Genomic DNA, 18,327 nt, shown 5'->3' on the forward strand with positions numbered 1-18,327 from the left:
CGCGCGTCAATGCATTTGGGGCGCCTGCATAGTGCCGCCCAATATCGGATTAAACGGTTAAGCGATCTTTTTAAATCTATTCCCGGGCTCAGCCCGGAGGAAAGGGGAAGGAGACTTTCGTATATTGCGATCGAGTTGGATAATTTAAATATATGTGCGCTTAGAGAATTCACCATAAGCACCATCCGGAAAGCAAAAACGCTTTCTGGGGTAAAGGTTTCGGTATCCTTAAACATCGGTCCGGAAGACGAGATTGCAGCTTACATGCTGTCCGTAACGAATAGTGTGAAATATGCGAAAATGCACTCGCCGGCTCGCATAAAGCGCAGCGACGAGCAAGCTATTCGCGACCCGAAGCAAATCGAGAAAATTTTGATTGCTTGTTCCGCAAGCAATTTACCGTCCTTGCAGAACGCCCTGGCGCTCAACTCGAGCATGTTTCGCGACTTAAAGTTTGTTCGTCATTTTTATGCCCATAGAAACCAAGACACTTTCGGTAAAGCCGCGACAAACGCGGCAAGCTTGGGGGTATTAAACCTTGATCATCCAGATAAGATTCTTCTGCACGTCATGAGTGGTAAAACTCACTCGGTAATCGAGGAATGGTTGGCAGATGCAACGATTTTTTACGACTATCTAATGCAATAAATGACCTGTTTGCGCCGATGACGCGCACGAGTGGCACGCCGCCCGAAATACATTTAGGGTACCTCCCGTAAATGCAAAAGATCGCATCGGCCGCGGCGGACTTCCCCTGCATTTCCTTCATCGAACGTGTTCGAGATACCCGCTTTGTCCGGTCCTTCGCCGGTCGGGGGCACCCAATTTCGGCGTTCGAACGGGCAATGAGCACATCAAGCCAACTCGCAAAACGGCTGAATATCCACCGGAGAACCGTGCCGCCGTTTGCATCAGGACTTCCACCACCTGCCAAGGCGCGAACCTCTGTCCCCTATAATTCCTTGCAGTAATATGCCCCTTATTTTTGCCTTACGTTCTCTTAATCCGTAGGTCGAGTGTTCGAGTCACTCACGCCCCACCAGGAATTCAAAAGGCCGGTCAGCGCAAGCTGACCGGCCTTTTTCATTTCCGCGCGCCACGCTCGTGGCACGTCTCCTCTCGCAGTACGCATCCGTACGCCCCTTCCGCATCGTTTCCGCTAGAATCGTCCGACAAATATCACACGACCGGCTCAGGCACTGCCGCTTGCCCGCCGGCACTGAGAGAACATGGGACGTCAGACATGGAAGCATGTGAACGAGACGCGACCATTCAGAGGGCATGGTTGCGCCGATATCGGCCTGTCCGTCGGGACACGCCACTCACCCGATCGCACCCGCATCCGCCGCGCGGCGCACGAACCGGATCCGGTCATGCCGGGTAAGGACGCACTCGCCGCGCTGGCGCTCGGCGTCGTGCTGCTCGTGCTGGCAGGCGTGCTTGCCGTCACGACCGGCCGCGCGACCGGCCACCTGGTCCGCGCGCCGGGCACGGTCGTGCGCATCGTGCAGGACAGCGACGCGATGCGCACGTACCGGCCGATCGTCGCCTACCTCGCGAACGACGGCCAGCGCCGCGAAATCGCCGGCAATACCGCCTCGACCGTCCCCGCGTACGACATCGGCGAGAACGTCGATATCTTGCTGGACCCGACCCATCCCGACCGCCCCGCGCTGATCGACGATTTCGCGCAACGCTGGTTCCCGGCCGCGGTGCCGGCGCTGCTCGCCATCGCGTCGTTCGCGATCGGCGGCCTGCTGATCGCCGGCGAGCGCCGCCGCCGGCAATCCGACCCGCCGCCGACCCGCACCGCAAGCAAGCAGGCGCGGCGCCGCTGGGATATCGCGATCGTGCTGATTCCGATTGCGATCGGTACAGGCTTCCTCGCCGGCGCCGGCGCGACCGGCCTGCGTCAGTGGCAGATCGTCCGCCACTACGCACACTCGACTGGCCACGTCGTCGAGATCGCGAAAAACGCGCGGTCGCCCCGGGCACGCATGTCGCTGTATTCGGCGATCGTCGCTTTCACGACCGACAGCGGCCGCCAGATCACGTTCGCGCAGGGATCGGCGTCGTCGCATCCGGGCCTGCATGAAGGCGAAGCGGTCAACGTGCTGTACGACCCCGTCACACCCGAGCGCGCGGTCGTCGACCGCTTCTGGGATCGCTGGGGCCTCACGGCCATCCTGTTCGCGATCGGCGCACCGTTCCTCGCGGCCGGACTGTTCGTCGCCGCGACGCTGTGGCCGGACCATCGCCCGCACGAAACCGCTCGATGACGATCGCGCGCCGGCCGCGCGCGGTGCGGCGGCCGTAACGGCACGCGCTTCACCGTTCCCTGAACGCCTCCACCTTCGCGCGATTCCCGCACGTGCGCATGTCGCACCAGCGCCGCCCGACGCCACGGCCGCGATCGACGAAGAACCACGTGCAACGGCCGCACTGCCGCACGCGTGCGAAATCGTCGCTGCGCAGCAGATGCTCGAAGCCGAGCGCCGCCGCATCGATCCAGCGCGACGCGGCGCGCGCATCGGGCCGCCACGCGAACCGGCCGTCGACCGCGTCGAACGCGCTGCGCCCGATCGCATCGCGGATCGCGACGGCGAGCCGGTCCGCCGCGCGCGCACCGGCGCTGCCGCCGCCTCCGGCCGTCAGGTGCGCGATCGCAACGTATGCATCCTCGCGAAAGCGATGCAGCGCCGCCAGTTCGTCCGGGCCGTCCTGGCGCGCATGACGCAGAAGCCGTGCCAGATCGGCCGGCGCCAGCAATCCCACCTTCTCGGCCCACGCGCGCACGGCCGGCCAGTCGACGAGCTTGTCCTCGTCGCGCGTCTTGCCCGTATCGGCCACCGTGTTGAGGAAGTCGAGCGCCGGATGGCCGCCGACGAAATCGGCCGCGCCCCATTCGCGCGCGTGCCGCGCATGCTCGTGTCGAGTAACCATTTATTTGCACCTATCGGTTTCAAGTCCGGACAATCCGGCGTAACCTGTTAACAGCAAAAACAGGTTAGCACGGAGAAGCCGATGCTCGAACTCGCCAACCGCTTCATGTTCGAAGGTCACCGGATCGCGTGGGGAACGCTCGGTGAAGGCCCGCCGCTCGTGCTCGTGCACGGCACGCCGTTTTCATCGCAGGTGTGGCGCCGGATCGCGCCGTGGCTCGCGCGGCGTCATCGCGTGTACTTCTACGACCTGCTCGGCTATGGCCAGTCCGACATGCCGGACGCGGACGTATCGCTCGGCAGGCAGAACGTGCTGTTCGGCGCGATGCTGCGCGAATGGGCGCTCGAGCGCCCGCGCGTGCTTGCACATGATTACGGCGGTGCGACCGTGCTGCGCGCGCACTTCCTCGACGGCATCGCGTATGCGGACCTCACGCTCGTGAACCCGGTCGCGATTGCACCGCAGGGATCGCCGTTCGTGCGCCATGTCGCACAGCACGAAGCCGCGTTCACCGGGTTGCCGGCATATGCGCATCACGCGCTCGTATCGGCCTATATCGGCAATGCCGTGGCACGGCCGCTGAGCGACGACGTGCTGTCGATCTACCGTTCGCCGTGGCTCACGCCGGCCGGCCAATCCGCGTTCTATCGCCAGATCGCGCAGATGCGCCAGCGCTACATCGAGGAAGCGCAAGCCCGCTATGCTGCACCGGACTTTCCGGTGCGCATCGTATGGGGCGAGGACGATGGGTGGATTCCGCTCGAACAGGGGCAGGCGCTTGCCGATCGCATCGCGAACGGCGTATTGATCCGGGTGCCGCGCGCGGGCCATCTGGTCCAGGAAGATGCGCCGGAGGCGATCGTTGCCGCGGTGCTCGACGGGCAGGGATAGGCGTGACGCGCCGCCGTAATCGTGTCAGTCAGGCAATCAGAACGCCGGCACGCCTTGCGCGAGCGTCGCGATGAACTTCGCGATGCGCGGGTCGCGCGGCTGGCCGAACAGGTCGCGCGACGCAGCGGCTTCGACGATGCGGCCATCGGCGAGAAACACCGCGTCGTGCGCGATCGACGCGGCCAGGCGCAGGTCGTGCGTGGCCATCAGCATCGTCGTGCCTTCGCGCGCGAGCTGGCGCAGCACCTCGACCACTTCGACGGACAGCTCGGGATCGAGCGCCGACGTCGGCTCGTCGCACAACAGCACCTGCGGCGACGGCGCAAGCGCCCGCGCAATGGCGACGCGCTGCTGCTGGCCGCCCGACAGCGTCACGGGCCATGCGTCGGCCTTGTTCGCGATGCCGACCTTGTCGAGCAGCGCCAGCGCCCGTTCGCGCGCACGCTCGCGCGGCCAGCGCTGCACGGTCACTAGCCCTTCCATCACGTTCTGCACGACGCTCAGGTGCGGAAACAACTGGAAATTCTGGAACACCATGCCGGTCTGCCGGCGCACTGCGAACACGGCGTCGCGCGACGGCCGGCGCGCCGCCGCGAAGTCGATGCGCGCGTCGCCCACCGTGAGCGCGCCCGCCTCGGGCACTTCGAGCAGGTTCACGCAGCGCAGCAGCGTGCTCTTGCCGCTGCCGGACGGCCCGATCAGCGCGGTCACGCTGCCCGGCTGCAATGCGAGGTCGATCGCGCTCAGCACGCGATGCGCGCCGAACGACTTGTCGATGCATTCGAGACGAATCATCGCAACTCCGCCTGGAACAGCGCGTGACGGCCGAAACGGGTTTCGAGGCGACGTTGCAGCGTGGAGAGCACCGAACTGAACAGCAGGTAGATCAGCGCGGCTTCGGTATAAAGAATCAGCGGCTCGTAGGTCACGGCCGCGATGCGCTGCGCGGCCTGGAAGATCTCGGGCACGGTCAGCACAGCCGCGAGCGACGTGTCCTTCACGAGCGAGATGAACGAGTTCGACAGCGCGGGCAGCGCGACGCGCGCGGCCTGCGGCAGGATCGCGCGGCGCAGCGCCTGCGCGCGCGTCATCGCCATCGAATACGCGGCTTCCCACTGCCCCTTCGGAATCGATTCGATCACGCCGCGGATCACCTCGGCGTTGTACGCGCCGACGTTCAGCGAGAAGCCGATCACGGCGGCCGTCAGCGGATCGAGCACGATGCCGACGCTCGGCAGCCCGTAGAAAATCACGAACAGTTGCACGAGCAGCGGCGAGCCGCGGAACAGCCAGATATAGAAACGGATGGCGGCCTGCGCCCAGCCCGGCCCGAACAGCCGCGTGAGCGCCGCGCCGAACGCGAGCAGCAGGCCGATCGCGAACGACGCGAGCGTGAGCGGAACCGTGAACACGAGCCCCGCGACCAGCAGGGGGCGCAGCGATTCCGCCATCAGGTGCAGCCAGGCCGGCATCGTTCAGCCCCGCGTTACGGCTGCGACACGTCGCGGCCGAAGTACTTCTGCGAGATCTTCGCGTAGGTGCCGTCCGACTTGATGTCCGCGAGCGCCTTGTCGATCGCGGCCACCAGCGCGGGGCTGCCCTTGCGCAGCAGCACGCCCGATGCGTCGCCGGCGCCGCTCGTGTCGGTCGCCGCGATCTTCAGTTTCGCGTCGGGTTTGTGCTTGCGGAAATCGAGGTACGACAGCGAATCGTTGATCGTCGCGTCGACGCGCCCGGACGTCAGCAGGTCGATCGATTCGTTGAAGCCCTGCACGGGCACCACGTCCGCGCCATGGGCCGCCGCGAGCTTGCCGAAATTGCTCGTCAGCGTGTTCGCGGATTTCTTGCCCTTCAGGTCGTCGAACGAGCGGATCGTCGTGTTGTCCGTGCGCACGATCAGCACCGCGTGCGACGTGATGTACGGCGACGAGAAAACGTATTTCGCCTTGCGCGCGTCGGTGATCGACACTTCGTTGACGACCGCGTCGTAGCGGTTCACGTCGAGGCCCGCGATCAGACCGTCCCACTTGCCTTCGACGAATTGCGGCTTCACGCCGAGGCGCTGCGCGATCGCGGTGGCAATGTCGACGTCGAAGCCGGTCAGCTTGCCCGTCTCGTCGTGGTACGTGAACGGCGCGTACGTCCCTTCGGTGCCGACCCGGAACACGCCGGACGACTTGATCTGCGCGAGATCGTCGGTAGCGAATGCGCTCGTGGCCACGACGGCCTGCAGCAGCGCGACGAGCAGAATGGAGCGGATGAATTTCATGGTGCGGACCCCGAACGATGGAAGGGAGTGAACCCGCCGACCCGACCGGCCGCGCGAGAGGTCCGCGAATTCTACCGACGCGCCGATGCGCGGCAAAAACGCAAATCCGCTAACGATATGAGCGCGTCGAATAACGCGCCGGCCAGCCACTCGTTCCGAGATGAAAGCCATCGCGATGCAGCCCAGCAATCGTCCGACGATTCGTTACCGGTGGTTACAGAAGCGACACCGCGGTATCACCCATTCGGCACGCGCTACGTACCATGAAGACAGGTGAACCGATTGCTCGCGGGCCCTGCCGCCCGCGAACGGAGTGAACGGCAAATGAAACGCATCCTGTTGTCCGGTGCCCTCGGCGTCGCCGGCGCCTGCCTGTCGGCAAGCGCGTTCGCGCGTACCGACATCGGCGTGTATTTCGGCGTGCCGGGGCCCGTGATCGAAGCGCCGCCGCCTGTCTACTACGCGCCGCCGCCGCCCGTCGTGTACGAACCGGCGCCCGTCTATTACGGCCCGTACTACGGCGACTATCGTTACCGCTACTACCGGCACGACAACGGCTGGCATCGCGGCTGGCGTCATCACCACCACGACGACGATTGACCGCCACCTGGCGGCCGTCGCGGCCGCATCCCGCCCCGGGGATATTCCGCGCGCCGGCCTTCGAGCCGGCGCGTCCGCATCACGCGCCGCTCACCACGGCAGCGAATACGTCTTCGTATTCGTGAAGCTCTTCATCGCTTCCTGCACACCTTCCTTGTAACCGAGCCCCGAATCCTTCACGCCGCCGAACGGCGTCAGTTCGAGCCGGTAGCCCGGCACCTCGCGCACGTTCACGCTGCCCACTTCCAGCTCGGTGATGAAGCGCGTGATGTTGTCGAAGCGGTTCGTGCAGACCGATGACGACAGCGCATAGTCGGTGCTGTTCGACATCCGGATCGCTTCGTCGATGTCGCGGAAACGCATGATCGGCGACACGGGGCCGAAGGTCTCGTGCTTCACCAGCGGCATGTCGGGCGTCACGCGATCGATCACCGTCGGCGAATACAGCGCGCCGTTGCGCACATTGCCGACCAGCAGCCGCGCACCGCGCGCGATCGCATCGTTCACCTGCTGCTCGCAGAATTTCGCGGCCGCTTCGTCGATCACGGTGCCCATGTCGACCGACGGATCTGACGGATTCCCGTACGACCACGCGCGCGTCTTCTCGACGACCAGTTCGGTGAAGCGATCGGCCACCGCCTCGTGCACGAGCATCCGCTTGATCGCCGTGCAGCGCTGCCCCGAGTTCTTGTACGAGCCCGATACCGCGAGCGTGCTCGCTTCGTCGAGATCGGCGTCTTCCATCACGATGATCGGATCGTTGCCGCCGAGTTCGAGCACCGCGCGCCGGTAACCCATCCGCGCTGCGATCGACTTGCCGATCGATACGCCGCCGGTGAACGTGATCAGGTCGATCGCCGGGTTCGTGATCAGCTCGTCGGCAATCTCCTTCGGGTCGCCGGTGACAACCTGCAGCATCTGCGGCGGCAGGCCGGCTTCGTACAGGATGTCCGCGAACAGGTAGCACGACAGCGGCACCTTCTCCGACGGCTTCACGACGATCCGGTTGTTGGTCGCGACCGACGGCACGATCTTGTGCGCGACCTGGTTCATCGGGTGGTTGAACGGCGTGATCGCCGAGATCACGCCGAGCAGCGGGTCGCGCTGCGTGTACACGCGGCGCTTCTTGCCGTGCGGCGTCAGATCGCACGAGAAGATCTGACCGTCGTCCTTCAGCACTTCGCCTGCGCCGAACGTCAGCACGTCGGCCACGCGCCCGGCTTCGTACGTCGAATCCTTGATGCACAACCCGGCTTCGGCCGTGATCAGCGCCGCGATCTCGGCGGTGCGCGAGCGCACGATGTCGGCCGCGCGGCGCAGGATCGCCGCGCGATCGTGGCGCGTGAGCGTCGGCCGGTACGCGCGTGCGACCGCGAAGGCGCGCCGCACGTCTTCCAGCGTCGCCTTCGGCACGGTGCCGACCAGCGAGCCGTCGTACGGGTTGCGCACGTCGATCACCGCGTCCCGATCAATCCGTTCGCCATCGATTCGCAGTGCTTCGCGTCGAATCTCGCGGACGGTCGTCGATGCTGCATTGGCGTTCATGCGTGTGTCCCCTTGCGGATGCGCGCGCATCACTGCAGATGGTTGAGCGCGATGTCGATGATGTCGAAGTTGCGCAGCCGCGCGCGGCCCATGACGTCGGTGGCGACCGGCTTGCTGAAGATCAGCGGCACGATCTGCTCGGAGATTCCGCCGTGCGAGCGCAGCGGCACATCGAGCCCCGACAGGTCGTGCTTGATGCGGCGCGTGCCGAGCACGACGTCCTGCTTCGAGATCACGATCAGGTCGCCCATCCGCTCGGGCGGCAGCTCGAAGCGCGCGCAACCTTCCGCGCCCGTCAGCACGACCTCGATGCCGTCGACCGCGGCGAGCCGCGCACGCAGCGCATCGGCATCGGCCGACGCCGGCACGTAGACGGTCGCGAACGAGCCGAGCGCGCCGTGGTGCACGACGTACGGATCGGTGATCGGCAGGATCACGCGCGCCGCGTCGTGGCCGAGCCACTCGTCGAACAGCTCCTGCACGTAGATCACGTTCGGCTCGCCGGTGGCGTCGTCGTGCTTCGCGTTCATCCCGTGGTCGGCCGTGATCGCGACGATCGCGCCGAGCGCGTCGAGGCGCTGCAGGTACGTGTCCATCATGGCGTAGAACGCGTTCGCGCCGGGCGTGCCGGGCGCGCACTTGTGCTGCACGTAGTCGGTCGTCGACAGGTACATCAAGTCGATCGGCCGCGTCTCGAGCAGGCGCACGCCGGCCGCGAACACGAACTCCGACAGGTCCGCGCTGTACACGCTCGGCACCGGCTTGCCCACCAGTTCGAGCACGTTGTCGATGCCGTTTTCGTCGAAGCTCGCCTCGTCGGCCTTCTCCGACGAGAAGCAGATGCCCTTCAGCCCCTTGCCGAGCAGGCGGCGCAGCTTGTCCTTCGCGGTGACGACCGCGACGTGCGCGCCCTGTTCGGCGAAGCTCGCGAGCACGGTGGGCGCGACCAGGTATTTCGGATCGTTCATCAGCACCTCGGCGCCGGTGTCGCGATCGTAGAAGTAGTTGCCGCTGATCCCGTGGATCGCCGGCGGCACGCCGGTCACGATCGACAGGTTGTTCGGGTTCGTGAAGCTCGGCACCACGCATTCGCCCTTGAGCGCCGTGCCGGGCTTCAGCAGCGTGCGCAGGAACGGCGCGACGCCGGCCTCGGCCGCTTCTTCCAGATATTCGTATGCGCAGCCATCGACGCAGACGACCACGACGGGCCGGCTCATCCAGTTGTAGCGGCGGCCGTTCACCTCCACGGATACAGGCGTTTCAGTCATGACGTTCATTCCTTTCAGGTCGAAGGGGGTGAGCCGTCGGCGCCCGCGCCGCGCCGATGGGAGGTGTTTTCGATGCTTGACATTAAAATTGATGATTTGTAGATTGTCAACAACATGCAGAGAACAGAAAGCAAAACGGCGCAGTGAAAGGAGGGCTGGTCTCCACTCATCCGCCGCGTGCCGCGGCGCCACGGTCAAGGGGTCTGAAGATGAGCCGAACTACGACTTCAAGCGGTTTTATCGGGAGGTCAAAAAGCGCGGCTACATTCCGTATCCGGGCAAGCTGACTGAAGTCGAAACGTTCCGCGTCGGTTGCATCGGCCACTTCGGCGAAGCCGGCATTCCGGGCGCCGTCGCCGCGATCGCCGACACGCTGCGGGCGATGGGCGTGCGCCGCGTGTCGGCCTAAGCGGCGGCCCGACGTGATGCGATGCAACCGGCTGCGAGCCCATGCGTGCGCGGCCAACCCCGCCGTGAATCGCCACGCGGCGGCCAGGTTTTCCGGCCGCGCCCTTGCACGGCCCCGACCCTTATTGAAGAACCATCCGATGCGACCCTTCTGGATCGAACAAGCGCTGTTCAACGACGGCGATCTCGCCCCCGCGCTGCAGGGCGCAACGCAGGCCGATGTCTGCATCGTCGGCGGCGGCTTCACCGGGCTCTGGACCGCGATCCAGGCGAAGCAGCAGAACCCGGCGCTCGACATCGCGATCGTCGAAGCCGACCTGTGCGGCGCCGGCGCGAGCGGCCGCAACGGCGGCTGCCTGCTCACGTGGTCGGCGAAATTCCTGACGCTGCGGCGCCTGTTCGGCGAAGCCGAGGCGATCCGGCTCGTGAAGGCGTCGGAAGCGGCCGTCCAGCACATCGCCGATTTCTGCCGCGCGCACGACATCGACGCCGAACTGCGACTCGACGGCACGCTGTACACCGCGACGTCGCGCGCGCAGGTCGGCACGCTCACGCCGGTGCTCAACGCGCTCGCCGCATGCGGCATCGACAGCTACGAGCCGCTGCCGCCCGCCGAAGTCGCGCGCCGCTCGGGCTCCGCGCGCAATCTCGACGGCGTCTACTCGCCGATCGCCGCGACCGTGCATCCCGGCAAGCTCGTGCGCGGGCTGCGCCGCGTCGCGCTCGCGATGGGCATCCGGCTCTACGAGCGCACGCCGATGCTCGACTTCACGCCCGGACAGCCGGCCGTCGTGCGTACACCGTCCGGCAGCGTCACGGCGGGCAAGCTCGTGTTCGCGATCAACGCATGGATGGCGAGCCGCTTCCCGCAGTTCGAGCGCACGATCGCGGTCGTGTCGAGCGACATGGTCATCACCGAGAAATGCCCGGAGCTGCTCGAAAGGACCGGGCTCGTGGACGGCGTGTCGGTGCTCGATTCGCGGATCTTCGTCTACTACTACCGCACGACGGCCGACGGGCGGCTGATGCTCGGCAAGGGCGGCAACACGTTCTCGTGGCGCAGCCGCATCGCGCCGGTGTTCGACCGGCGCTCGCCGTACGAGGCGCAGCTCACGCAAAGCCTGCGCGAATTCTTTCCGTCGCTCGCGGGCGTGCCGGTCACCGCGAGCTGGAACGGCCCGTCGGATCGCTCGGTGACGGGCTTCCCGTTCTTCGGCCGCCTCGCCGACGCGCCGAACGTGTTCTACGGTTTCGGCTATTCGGGCAATGGCGTCGGGCCGACCTACATGGGCGGGCAGATCCTGTCGTCGCTCGTGCTCGGCCTCGACAACGCGTGGACGCGCAGCCCGATCGTGCGTGGCCCGCTCGGCCATTTCCCGCCGGAGCCGATCCGCTATGTCGGTGCGCATGTCGTGCGCAATGCGATCCGCCGCAAGGAGCGCGCGGAGGACGAGAGCCGGCAGCCGTCGGCCGTCGATACGTGGCTCGCGAAATTCGCGAGCGCGGCCGGGAAGGCCGACAAGGCGTGACGATGCGCTGCCTGAAAACGCAATGAAAAAGGGACGCTGCGAAGCGTCCCTTTGCTTTAGTGCGGGGCAATCAGCGCCAGCGTTGCCGGGCCTTACGCGCGCGCGGTTTTCTCCCGCGCCGCCTTGCCCACGACCGGCAGCCCCTGTTCGTGCGTGCGGCGCATCCGCGCGAGGCCATGCGCGACGTGCTCGCGCACCAGTGCGACGGCCTTCTCCTCGTCGCCGCTCGCGAGCGCCTGCACGATCTTGTCGTGCTCGGCCGCCGACACCGCGATCGCATCTTCCTCGGCCTCGATCGCGGCCTGGCGCAGCAGCCCGAGCTGGCGCACGAGCCGGCGGTAGGTGTCGGTCAGGTGCGTATTGCCGACGCCGACGACCATTGCATCGTGGAACTGCACGTTCAGCTCGGTATAGCGCGTGACGTCGCGCTTCTTCGCCGCGTCCTTCATCGACTGGATGATGCCCTTCAGCACCTTCAGCGTGTCGGGCGAGATGCGCTTCGCGAGCGCGCGCGCGACCGACTCGTCGAGCATCGCGCGCACTTCGTAGATCTCCTCAGCCTCGCGCAACGGCACGACGCGCACGGTCACGCCGCGGTTCTTCTCGTTGCGCAGCAGGCCGGCCTGCTCGAGCGCGCGGAACGCTTCGCGCACGGGGCCGCGCGACACGTTCAGCTTCGTCGCGATGTCGACTTCGTTGAGCTTCTCGCCAGGTGCGTATTCGCCAGAGACGATCGAACGCTCGAGCATGTCCTGGACGATCATCGCGAGCGACTGGCTTTGCAGGAGTTCGATGGCGCTGAGCGCGTTCGGGGCAGTCATGGTCGGGCAGGCAGCGGGGCCGCAGGTGAAAACGAGGGCGCCATATCGGCGAATGAGCGTTATATACCCTCGGCCCGACATATTGTCAACAGTCTTCAGTTTCCAAAAACCAATTCCGCCTGCCGGGATGCATCCGGCAGGTGGCCGCCGCACGGCGGGCGAAGCTCGCCCGAACCGTGCGACGGATGCCGGCCGTCAGGCCGTGTGCTTCACCGGCCCCGGGTCGCTGTGGCTCGGCCGGCCCGTTTCGACGTGGCCCGCGAAACGACGCACGACCTTGTCGTCGCCGCCGCGCAGCGTCGTCGCGGTGATCGTCAGATCGTACCAGCCGTGGCTCGACGACAGCTCGAAGTGATCCTCGATGCGCTCGCCCGGCTCCAGCGTGTAGGTGCGCGCATGCGCATGGCTGTACGCATTGTCGACCGTCACGCGGCACGTCGCGCGCCCGCTGTTGCGCAGTTGCAGATACACGTGGCGGTTGCGCACGTCGTAGCCGATCTTCGCTTCGGGGTTCGCGTGGCGGCCGTCCGCGGCGAGCCGCGTGTTGCCCTGGAACTCGCACAGATAGCCGTTCGGGCCGTAAGCGGCGAGATGGTACTCGCCGTGCGCGGCCGACGTGCTCCACGTATCGACGAAGCGGTCGCGCGCGGACACGGCATAACGACGCGGCGGCGTCGCCGGGTTGCGGCGGTCGTACACGTAGAACGCCGCGCCGGCGTCGCCGGAGTTCGCGAAGTCGAGCGACACGGTGTCGTCGTGTCCGCTCACGCGGCTGTGCACGAACAGTTCGTACGGCAGCGCACGCGCCGGACGCGTGCCGGGCTCCTGCGCCGGCATCGACTGCTGCGCGGGCACCTGGTACGCCTGGCCGGCCGTCGCGATGTGCTGCGGCACGGTGAAGCTCACCGTGCGCGTGTCGGGGCGCGCGGAGAAGTCGAATGCCGACGTGAGGTCGCCGCAGATCGACCGGCGCCACGCGCTGATGTTCGGCTCCTTCACGCCGAAGCGCGCTTCGAGGAAACGCAGCACCGACGTATGGTCGAACGTCTCCGAGCAGACCCAGCCGCCCTTCGTCCACGGCGAGATGATGATCAGCGGCACGCGCGGCCCGAGGCCGATCGGCTGGATGCCACCCGGGTCCGCGCCCGGCACGAGCGGGCTCATCTCGCCCGGGTACTTGTTCAGGTCGAGCAGTTCGTCGCCGAGGTTCGACAGCAGGTTCGACGACACGATGCCCTGGCCGCCCACGCCGCTCGTCACCGGCGGCACCGGCGGCACGACGTGGTCGAACAGCCCGTCGTTCTCGTCGTAGTTGAGGATGAACACCGTCTTCGCCCACACCTCGGGGTTCGACGTCAGCGCCTCGAGCACCATGTTGATGTAGAACGCACCGTCGGTCGGCGATGCCTGCGGGTGCTCGCTGTACTTGTACGGCGACACGATCCACGACACCTGCGGCAGCCGGTTCGCCTGCACGTCGGCCTTCAGCTCGGCGAGCGTGTGGTCCGACGCGCCCTTGTCGACCAGCGGGCCGCTCGCGCCTTCCTTCACCTGGAAGCGCTTGAAGAACATCAGCGAGTTGTCGGTGTAGTTGTCGGTCGGGTCGCCCGGGATGCCCGTGCCGCCCTGGTACACCTTCCAGCTGATCTTCGCGTTCTCGAGGCGTTCGGCGTAGGTCGTCCACGTGTAGCCGTTCACGTCGTCGCGCTCGCCGATGCCCGGGCCGTTCGGCGGGTTGCCGTAGATGTTGCGCGGGTCGACCGTGCCGGTCCACAGGTAGATGCGGTTCGGCGCGGTGTCGGCGTGCGCGGAGCAGAAGTACGAATCGCAGATCGTGAACGCGTCGGCCAATGCGTAGTGGTACGTGAGATCCTGGCGCTTCAGGTAGCCCATCGTCAGCACGTCCTGCTTCTGGTTCACCCACTGGTCCCACTGGCCGTTGTTCCAGGACAGGTGGCCGCTGCTCCAGCCGTGGTTGGTGCCCGGCTGGAATTCGGTCGTCTGCTTCGGGTCGAGGTAGAACGGCAGGACGTACGGCGCCGACGGGTCGAGGCCGCGCGAATGGTAGTTCTTCGTGAACACCGACGCCGGCGGCTGCTGCCACACCGGTGCGCCGCTCGGCAGCAGGTGCGGGCGCGGATCGTTGAAGCCGCGCACGCCCCGCAGCCCGCCGAAGTAATGGTCGAACGAGCGGTTTTCCTGCATGAAGATCACGACGTGTTCGACGTCGCGGATCGTACCGGTGCGATAGGCGGCCGGCATCGCCAGCGCGTTGCGGATCGCGGGCGGGAAGCCCGCGTAGGCGGCCATCGCGCCGGCCGACTGCGCGGCGAGGCGCAGGAAATCGCGTCGATTGTTCGAGGACATGAAGAAGACCCTGTTTTCGGTAGGAGTGGGGTCGCCGGGCGAGCGGGGCCGGCGGTCGGTGCATTGACGTTATTACCCCGCACCGGCATGTCCCGGCCGTGACCGGTTCCAGCAGGTTTCTTGCGGTTACCCCCAGCTTTTTTTCGAAGCGGCATACGACGCGGCTTTCATGCGGCCGACACATGCATGCGCTACGCTGACGCGCGATGAAGAGGGGGGAGAAGCCGAGTCGTGTTCGATCAGCTGAAGGCATTCCACGCGACCGTCCGGCAGGGCAGCATCACGCGCGCCGCGCGCCACCTGGGCGTGAGCCAGCCGACGATTGCCGCGCAGATCCGGCAGGTCGAGCAGGTGTACGGCGTCGAGCTGTTCTACCGCAGCGGCCGCAAGCTCGAGGTCACCGAGACGGGCATCGACCTGCTGCCGCTCGTCGAGAAGATGATCGCGCTCGAAGCACAGGCCGACATCATGCTGCGCAACGTCGGCGGCCTGTTCGAAGGTCATCTGCGGATCGGCGCGACGGGCCCGTACTACATCATGGACGCGGTCGGCCGCTTCTCGAACGCGCATCCGTCGATCGCGCTCACGTGCCGGATCGGCAACTCCGAGGAAATCCTGCAGGCGCTGCAGGAATTCCGCATCGATCTCGCCGTCTCGTCGCAGCGCAACGACGCCGACGGCCTCGAACGCAAGGTGATCTCGACCGATCCGCTCGTGCTCGTCGTGCATCGCAACCACCCGCTCGCACGTTTCGACGCGATCGACCCGGTGCAGCTCGCCGACGTGCGGCTGCTGATTCGCGAGGAAGGCTCGGTCACGCGCCGCTGCACGGAGACGATCCTCGCGACGGCCGGCGTCGCGGCCGCGTCGGTCGCCGAGATCGGCAGCCGCGAAGCGATCCGCGAGGCGATCCTGCATGGCGTGGGCGGCAGCGTGTTTCCGCTCGGCGAGGCCGAGCGCCATCCGGACCTGCGCGTGATCGCGCTGCGCGGCATCGACACGACGATCGACGAATACGTGTACTACCTGAAGGCGCGCCGCCAGAGCCCGGCGATCGACGCGTTCCTCGCGTGCATCCTGCCGGCGGAGCACGTCACGCGCGACGCAACGCGACGGGCGAACGCGCGCTGAGCCGCCGCGCGTTCGCCGCTTTCGTGCATTTCCTGGCGCTTTTCGTCGCGCCTTCCCTCGTTATTTCCTCGTGCCTTCCTTCTCGCGTCCGGCCACGCGTCACTTCGGCAGCGCCGGAATCATCCACGTGAACACGTGCTGCTGCAGGAACACGAGCACGCCGAGCAGCAGCGTGAGGATCACGCTGTGCCAGAAGGTGCGCGCGAACACGACGCCTTCCTGCCCCTTCAGGTCCGTCGTCGACACGCCCGTCGCGATGTTCTGCGGCGAGATCATCTTGCCCATCACGCCGCCCGACGAATTGGTCGCGGCCATCAGCACCGGATCGAAGCCGAGCTGCCTGGCGGCGACGACCTGCAGGTTGCCGAACAGCGCATTGCCCGACGTGTCGCTGCCGGACAGGAACACGGCGATCCAGCCGAGCGACGCGGACACCAGCGGGAACAGCGCGCCCGTCGACGCGACGCCGGTGCCGAGCGTGTAGCTGATCCCCGAGTAGTTCAGCAGGTACGCCAGCCCGACGATCATCATCACCGTGATGATCGCGATCCATGTCTGCCGCCAGGTCTTGACCACGCATTCGAGGAACGCGCCGACGCCAGTGCGCGTCAGCACGGCCGTGATGATCGCCGAGAGCAGGATCGCGGTGCCCGTGCCGAGCGGCTGGAAGTCCCAGATCGCCGCATACGGCTTGTGGTACAGCGACACGAACACCGCATTGTGCAGGCCCGGCCACTTGATCTTCACGTCGCCGATCGCCGCGATGTTCGCATGCACCCACACGATCACGACCACCGACACGACGAGCCACGGCAGCCAGCCGCCGAAGCCCGCGCGCGCGGCGCCGGCTGCCGCGGGCACGCTGCGCGCGAGCGCGTATTGCGGATCGGGCTGCGGCTTCCACAGCTGCAGGAAGCCGATCGTGACGATCAGCGACGTGAGCGACGACAGCACGTCGGTGAGCTGGTAGCCGAGGAAGTTCGACGTGACGAACTGCGCGAGCGCGAAGCTGGCGCCCGACACGAGCAGCGCCGGCCATAGCTGCCTGATCGAACGCAGCCCGCCATACGCGCCGACCACGTAGAACGGCAGCAGCAGCGCGAAGAACGGCAACTGGCGGCCGACCATCTGGGCGAGCGTCGCGGGCGGCAGCGACGTCACCGCGCCGAGCACGGTGATCGGCACGCCGAGCGCGCCGAACGCGACCGGTGCCGTATTGAACAGCAGCGTATAGGTGAGCGCTTCGAGCGCGGGAAAGCCGAGCGCGATCAGCAATGCGCTCGTGATCGCGACCGGCGTGCCGAATCCGGAGATCCCTTCGAGCAGGCAGCCGAACGAGAACGCGACGACGAGCAGCACGAGGCGGCGGTCGTCGGGCAGGTTATCGAGCATCCACTGCCGGAACTGGTCGAAGCGGCCCGACTTCACCGCGATGTTGTACAGCAGCAGCGCGTTGAAGACGATCCACATCACGGGCACGACCGCGAGCGCCATGCCCGCGCCGACCGCGTTGAACGCGAGCCCGGCCGGCATGCCCCACGCGCCGATCGCGACCGCGAGGCCGGCGACGAGCCCGGCGAGCGACGCCTGCCACGCGGGACGGCGCAGCACGCCGAGCGCGATCAGCGCGACCGCGATCGGGATCACCGCGACGAGGAAGGACAGGAGCAGCGAGTTGGCGACCGGCGTCAACGGCTGCGCGAAGACGATGCCGGGCGGTAGGGCGTCGGTGGGGTTCATCGTGTCTCCAATGTCGACCCGGGTTGGCGCTTTAGCGATTACTCGGGTCCCATGCCTTGTGCGGTCGACCCGGGTTGGCGCGTTGGACGCTCCCCGGATTCGGTGCAAATCGGTCGTTCTGCAATCGCGACAACGATCGGGCGCTTGCGCACGCAACTACGTTGCACGGCCAACCGATCAGTCGCTTAAAAGAGGTTAGGAGGCGCACGGCGCATGTACAAGGGGGACAAGCCCGAAATGTAGCGCCCCGATACGGACCGTCCGCCGCACGATGACCGACAGTTGGCCGGCCGCTGTCGCACCCGTCAGGAAACCCGTCGCGAAGGGCTCACCTGCGCGCGCAACGCCGACGCCATCGCCCACGCAATGTTGCGCGCGCGACAAAGGTGACTACCGACAAGCGGGATGTTTCGTTTGGCGTCCGAAGCCTAGACTGGCCGCATCGATTCCGCCCGCGCCGACGACGGCGCGGCACCGGAACCTCACGGAGCAAACACGATGAAGACGTTGAAACACGTGGCATGCGCATTCCTGCTGACCGGCGCGGCTTTCGCCGCCCACGCGCAGGCCGCATCGACGCTGACGCGCGCGGAGGTCCGCCAGGAACTCGCGGAACTGCAGGCCGCCGGCTACCGGACGAGCCTCGCGAGCAGTCCCGACTTTCCGGAGAACATGCAGGCGATCATGCAGCGAGCCGCGCAGGCACGCGGCGACGATGCCGGTTACGGCAGCAACGCACGGGCGCACGTGGAATCGGGCAAGCCGGCGCTGCCGCCCGCGATCGATCGCGGGACGTACGCGCATCACTGATTGCC

16 protein-coding genes and 1 pseudogene are annotated in these 18,327 nt (G+C 66.5%); 8 read left to right on the plus strand and 9 right to left on the minus strand.

Annotated elements, in window-relative coordinates; translation table 11 throughout:
- The first annotated feature begins 9 nt into the window (after positions 1 to 9).
- Positions 10 to 648, plus strand: coding sequence for a hypothetical protein (locus ABD05_RS37340; RefSeq protein WP_148669054.1), 639 nt, complete (start codon positions 10 to 12; stop codon positions 646 to 648).
- A gap of 581 nt (positions 649 to 1,229) precedes the next feature.
- Positions 1,230 to 2,279, plus strand: a complete 1,050-nt coding sequence (locus tag ABD05_RS05755) for a DUF3592 domain-containing protein (protein ID WP_047899343.1) — start codon at positions 1,230 to 1,232, stop codon at positions 2,277 to 2,279.
- 49 nt (positions 2,280 to 2,328) lie between these two features.
- Here the strand turns inward: ABD05_RS05755 and ABD05_RS05760 are convergent, their stop codons facing one another.
- A complete protein-coding gene (locus ABD05_RS05760) occupies positions 2,329 to 2,943 on the minus strand; it encodes a CGNR zinc finger domain-containing protein (RefSeq protein WP_047899344.1) in 615 nt (204 codons plus the stop codon).
- Positions 2,944 to 3,024: 81 nt separating this feature from the next.
- Between ABD05_RS05760 and ABD05_RS05765 the strand changes: the two genes are divergently transcribed.
- The gene (locus ABD05_RS05765; RefSeq protein ID WP_047899345.1) at positions 3,025 to 3,834 is read left to right on the plus strand and encodes an alpha/beta fold hydrolase; all 810 of its coding nucleotides are present in this window, start codon (positions 3,025 to 3,027) and stop codon (positions 3,832 to 3,834) included.
- A gap of 36 nt (positions 3,835 to 3,870) precedes the next feature.
- On the opposite strand, the gene ABD05_RS05770 is transcribed toward ABD05_RS05765, so the two are convergent.
- The 3 genes from ABD05_RS05770 to ABD05_RS05780 are packed head-to-tail and all read right to left on the minus strand — an operon-like array spanning position 3,871 to position 6,103.
- Positions 3,871 to 4,629, minus strand: a complete 759-nt coding sequence (locus ABD05_RS05770) for an amino acid ABC transporter ATP-binding protein (protein ID WP_047899346.1) — start codon at positions 4,627 to 4,629, stop codon at positions 3,871 to 3,873.
- Positions 4,626 to 5,306 carry an amino acid ABC transporter permease gene (locus ABD05_RS05775; RefSeq protein WP_047899347.1) on the minus strand — a complete coding sequence of 227 codons (681 nt, stop codon included), beginning with the start codon at positions 5,304 to 5,306 and terminating at the stop codon, positions 4,626 to 4,628. The genes ABD05_RS05770 and ABD05_RS05775 overlap by 4 nt, the downstream gene beginning before the upstream one ends.
- A gap of 14 nt (positions 5,307 to 5,320) precedes the next feature.
- On the minus strand, positions 5,321 to 6,103 hold the full coding sequence (locus ABD05_RS05780; protein ID WP_047899348.1) for an amino acid ABC transporter substrate-binding protein: 783 nt from the start codon (positions 6,101 to 6,103) through the stop codon (positions 5,321 to 5,323).
- A gap of 324 nt (positions 6,104 to 6,427) precedes the next feature.
- On the opposite strand from ABD05_RS05780, the gene ABD05_RS05785 reads away from it, so the two are divergent.
- On the plus strand, positions 6,428 to 6,703 hold the full coding sequence (locus tag ABD05_RS05785; protein WP_047899349.1) for a hypothetical protein: 276 nt from the start codon (positions 6,428 to 6,430) through the stop codon (positions 6,701 to 6,703).
- Between the two features lie 90 nt (positions 6,704 to 6,793).
- Here the strand turns inward: ABD05_RS05785 and phnY are convergent, their stop codons facing one another.
- Together phnY and phnA are read right to left on the minus strand one after the other, a co-directional pair.
- Positions 6,794 to 8,248 carry a phosphonoacetaldehyde dehydrogenase gene (phnY, locus tag ABD05_RS05790; protein WP_047901089.1) on the minus strand — a complete coding sequence of 485 codons (1,455 nt, stop codon included), beginning with the start codon at positions 8,246 to 8,248 and terminating at the stop codon, positions 6,794 to 6,796.
- Between the two features lie 29 nt (positions 8,249 to 8,277).
- Positions 8,278 to 9,516 carry a phosphonoacetate hydrolase gene (phnA, locus tag ABD05_RS05795; RefSeq protein ID WP_047901090.1) on the minus strand — a complete coding sequence of 413 codons (1,239 nt, stop codon included), beginning with the start codon at positions 9,514 to 9,516 and terminating at the stop codon, positions 8,278 to 8,280.
- Between the two features lie 208 nt (positions 9,517 to 9,724).
- On the opposite strand from phnA, the pseudogene ABD05_RS05800 reads away from it, so the two are divergent.
- Together ABD05_RS05800 and ABD05_RS05805 are read left to right on the plus strand one after the other, a co-directional pair.
- Positions 9,725 to 9,925 (plus strand): annotated as a pseudogene (locus tag ABD05_RS05800) (2-aminoethylphosphonate--pyruvate transaminase); the annotation flags it as partial.
- A gap of 139 nt (positions 9,926 to 10,064) precedes the next feature.
- Positions 10,065 to 11,453, plus strand: a complete 1,389-nt coding sequence (locus ABD05_RS05805) for an FAD-dependent oxidoreductase (protein ID WP_047899350.1) — start codon at positions 10,065 to 10,067, stop codon at positions 11,451 to 11,453.
- Positions 11,454 to 11,545: 92 nt separating this feature from the next.
- On the opposite strand, the gene ABD05_RS05810 is transcribed toward ABD05_RS05805, so the two are convergent.
- Both ABD05_RS05810 and ABD05_RS05815 read right to left on the minus strand, forming a co-directional pair.
- A complete protein-coding gene (locus tag ABD05_RS05810; RefSeq protein ID WP_047899351.1) occupies positions 11,546 to 12,274 on the minus strand; it encodes a phosphonate utilization associated transcriptional regulator in 729 nt (242 codons plus the stop codon).
- A 195-nt stretch (positions 12,275 to 12,469) separates the two neighbouring features.
- Entirely contained in the window at positions 12,470 to 14,641 is a 2,172-nt protein-coding gene (locus ABD05_RS05815; RefSeq protein ID WP_047899352.1) for a phosphocholine-specific phospholipase C, read from the minus strand.
- Positions 14,642 to 14,872: 231 nt separating this feature from the next.
- Here ABD05_RS05815 and ABD05_RS05820 point away from each other — a divergent pair, with 231 nt between their 5' ends.
- Complete coding sequence (locus ABD05_RS05820) at positions 14,873 to 15,772, plus strand: LysR family transcriptional regulator (RefSeq protein ID WP_047899353.1); 900 nt, start codon at positions 14,873 to 14,875, stop codon at positions 15,770 to 15,772.
- Positions 15,773 to 15,871: 99 nt separating this feature from the next.
- On the opposite strand, the gene ABD05_RS05825 is transcribed toward ABD05_RS05820, so the two are convergent.
- On the minus strand, positions 15,872 to 17,512 hold the full coding sequence (locus ABD05_RS05825) for an L-lactate permease (RefSeq protein WP_047899354.1): 1,641 nt from the start codon (positions 17,510 to 17,512) through the stop codon (positions 15,872 to 15,874).
- 498 nt (positions 17,513 to 18,010) lie between these two features.
- Between ABD05_RS05825 and ABD05_RS05830 the strand changes: the two genes are divergently transcribed.
- Positions 18,011 to 18,322 carry a DUF4148 domain-containing protein gene (locus tag ABD05_RS05830; RefSeq protein ID WP_047899355.1) on the plus strand — a complete coding sequence of 104 codons (312 nt, stop codon included), beginning with the start codon at positions 18,011 to 18,013 and terminating at the stop codon, positions 18,320 to 18,322.
- Positions 18,323 to 18,327 lie beyond the last annotated feature (5 nt).

The organism is Burkholderia pyrrocinia (genome assembly GCF_001028665.1).
GTDB classification, from domain to species: domain Bacteria; phylum Pseudomonadota; class Gammaproteobacteria; order Burkholderiales; family Burkholderiaceae; genus Burkholderia; species Burkholderia pyrrocinia.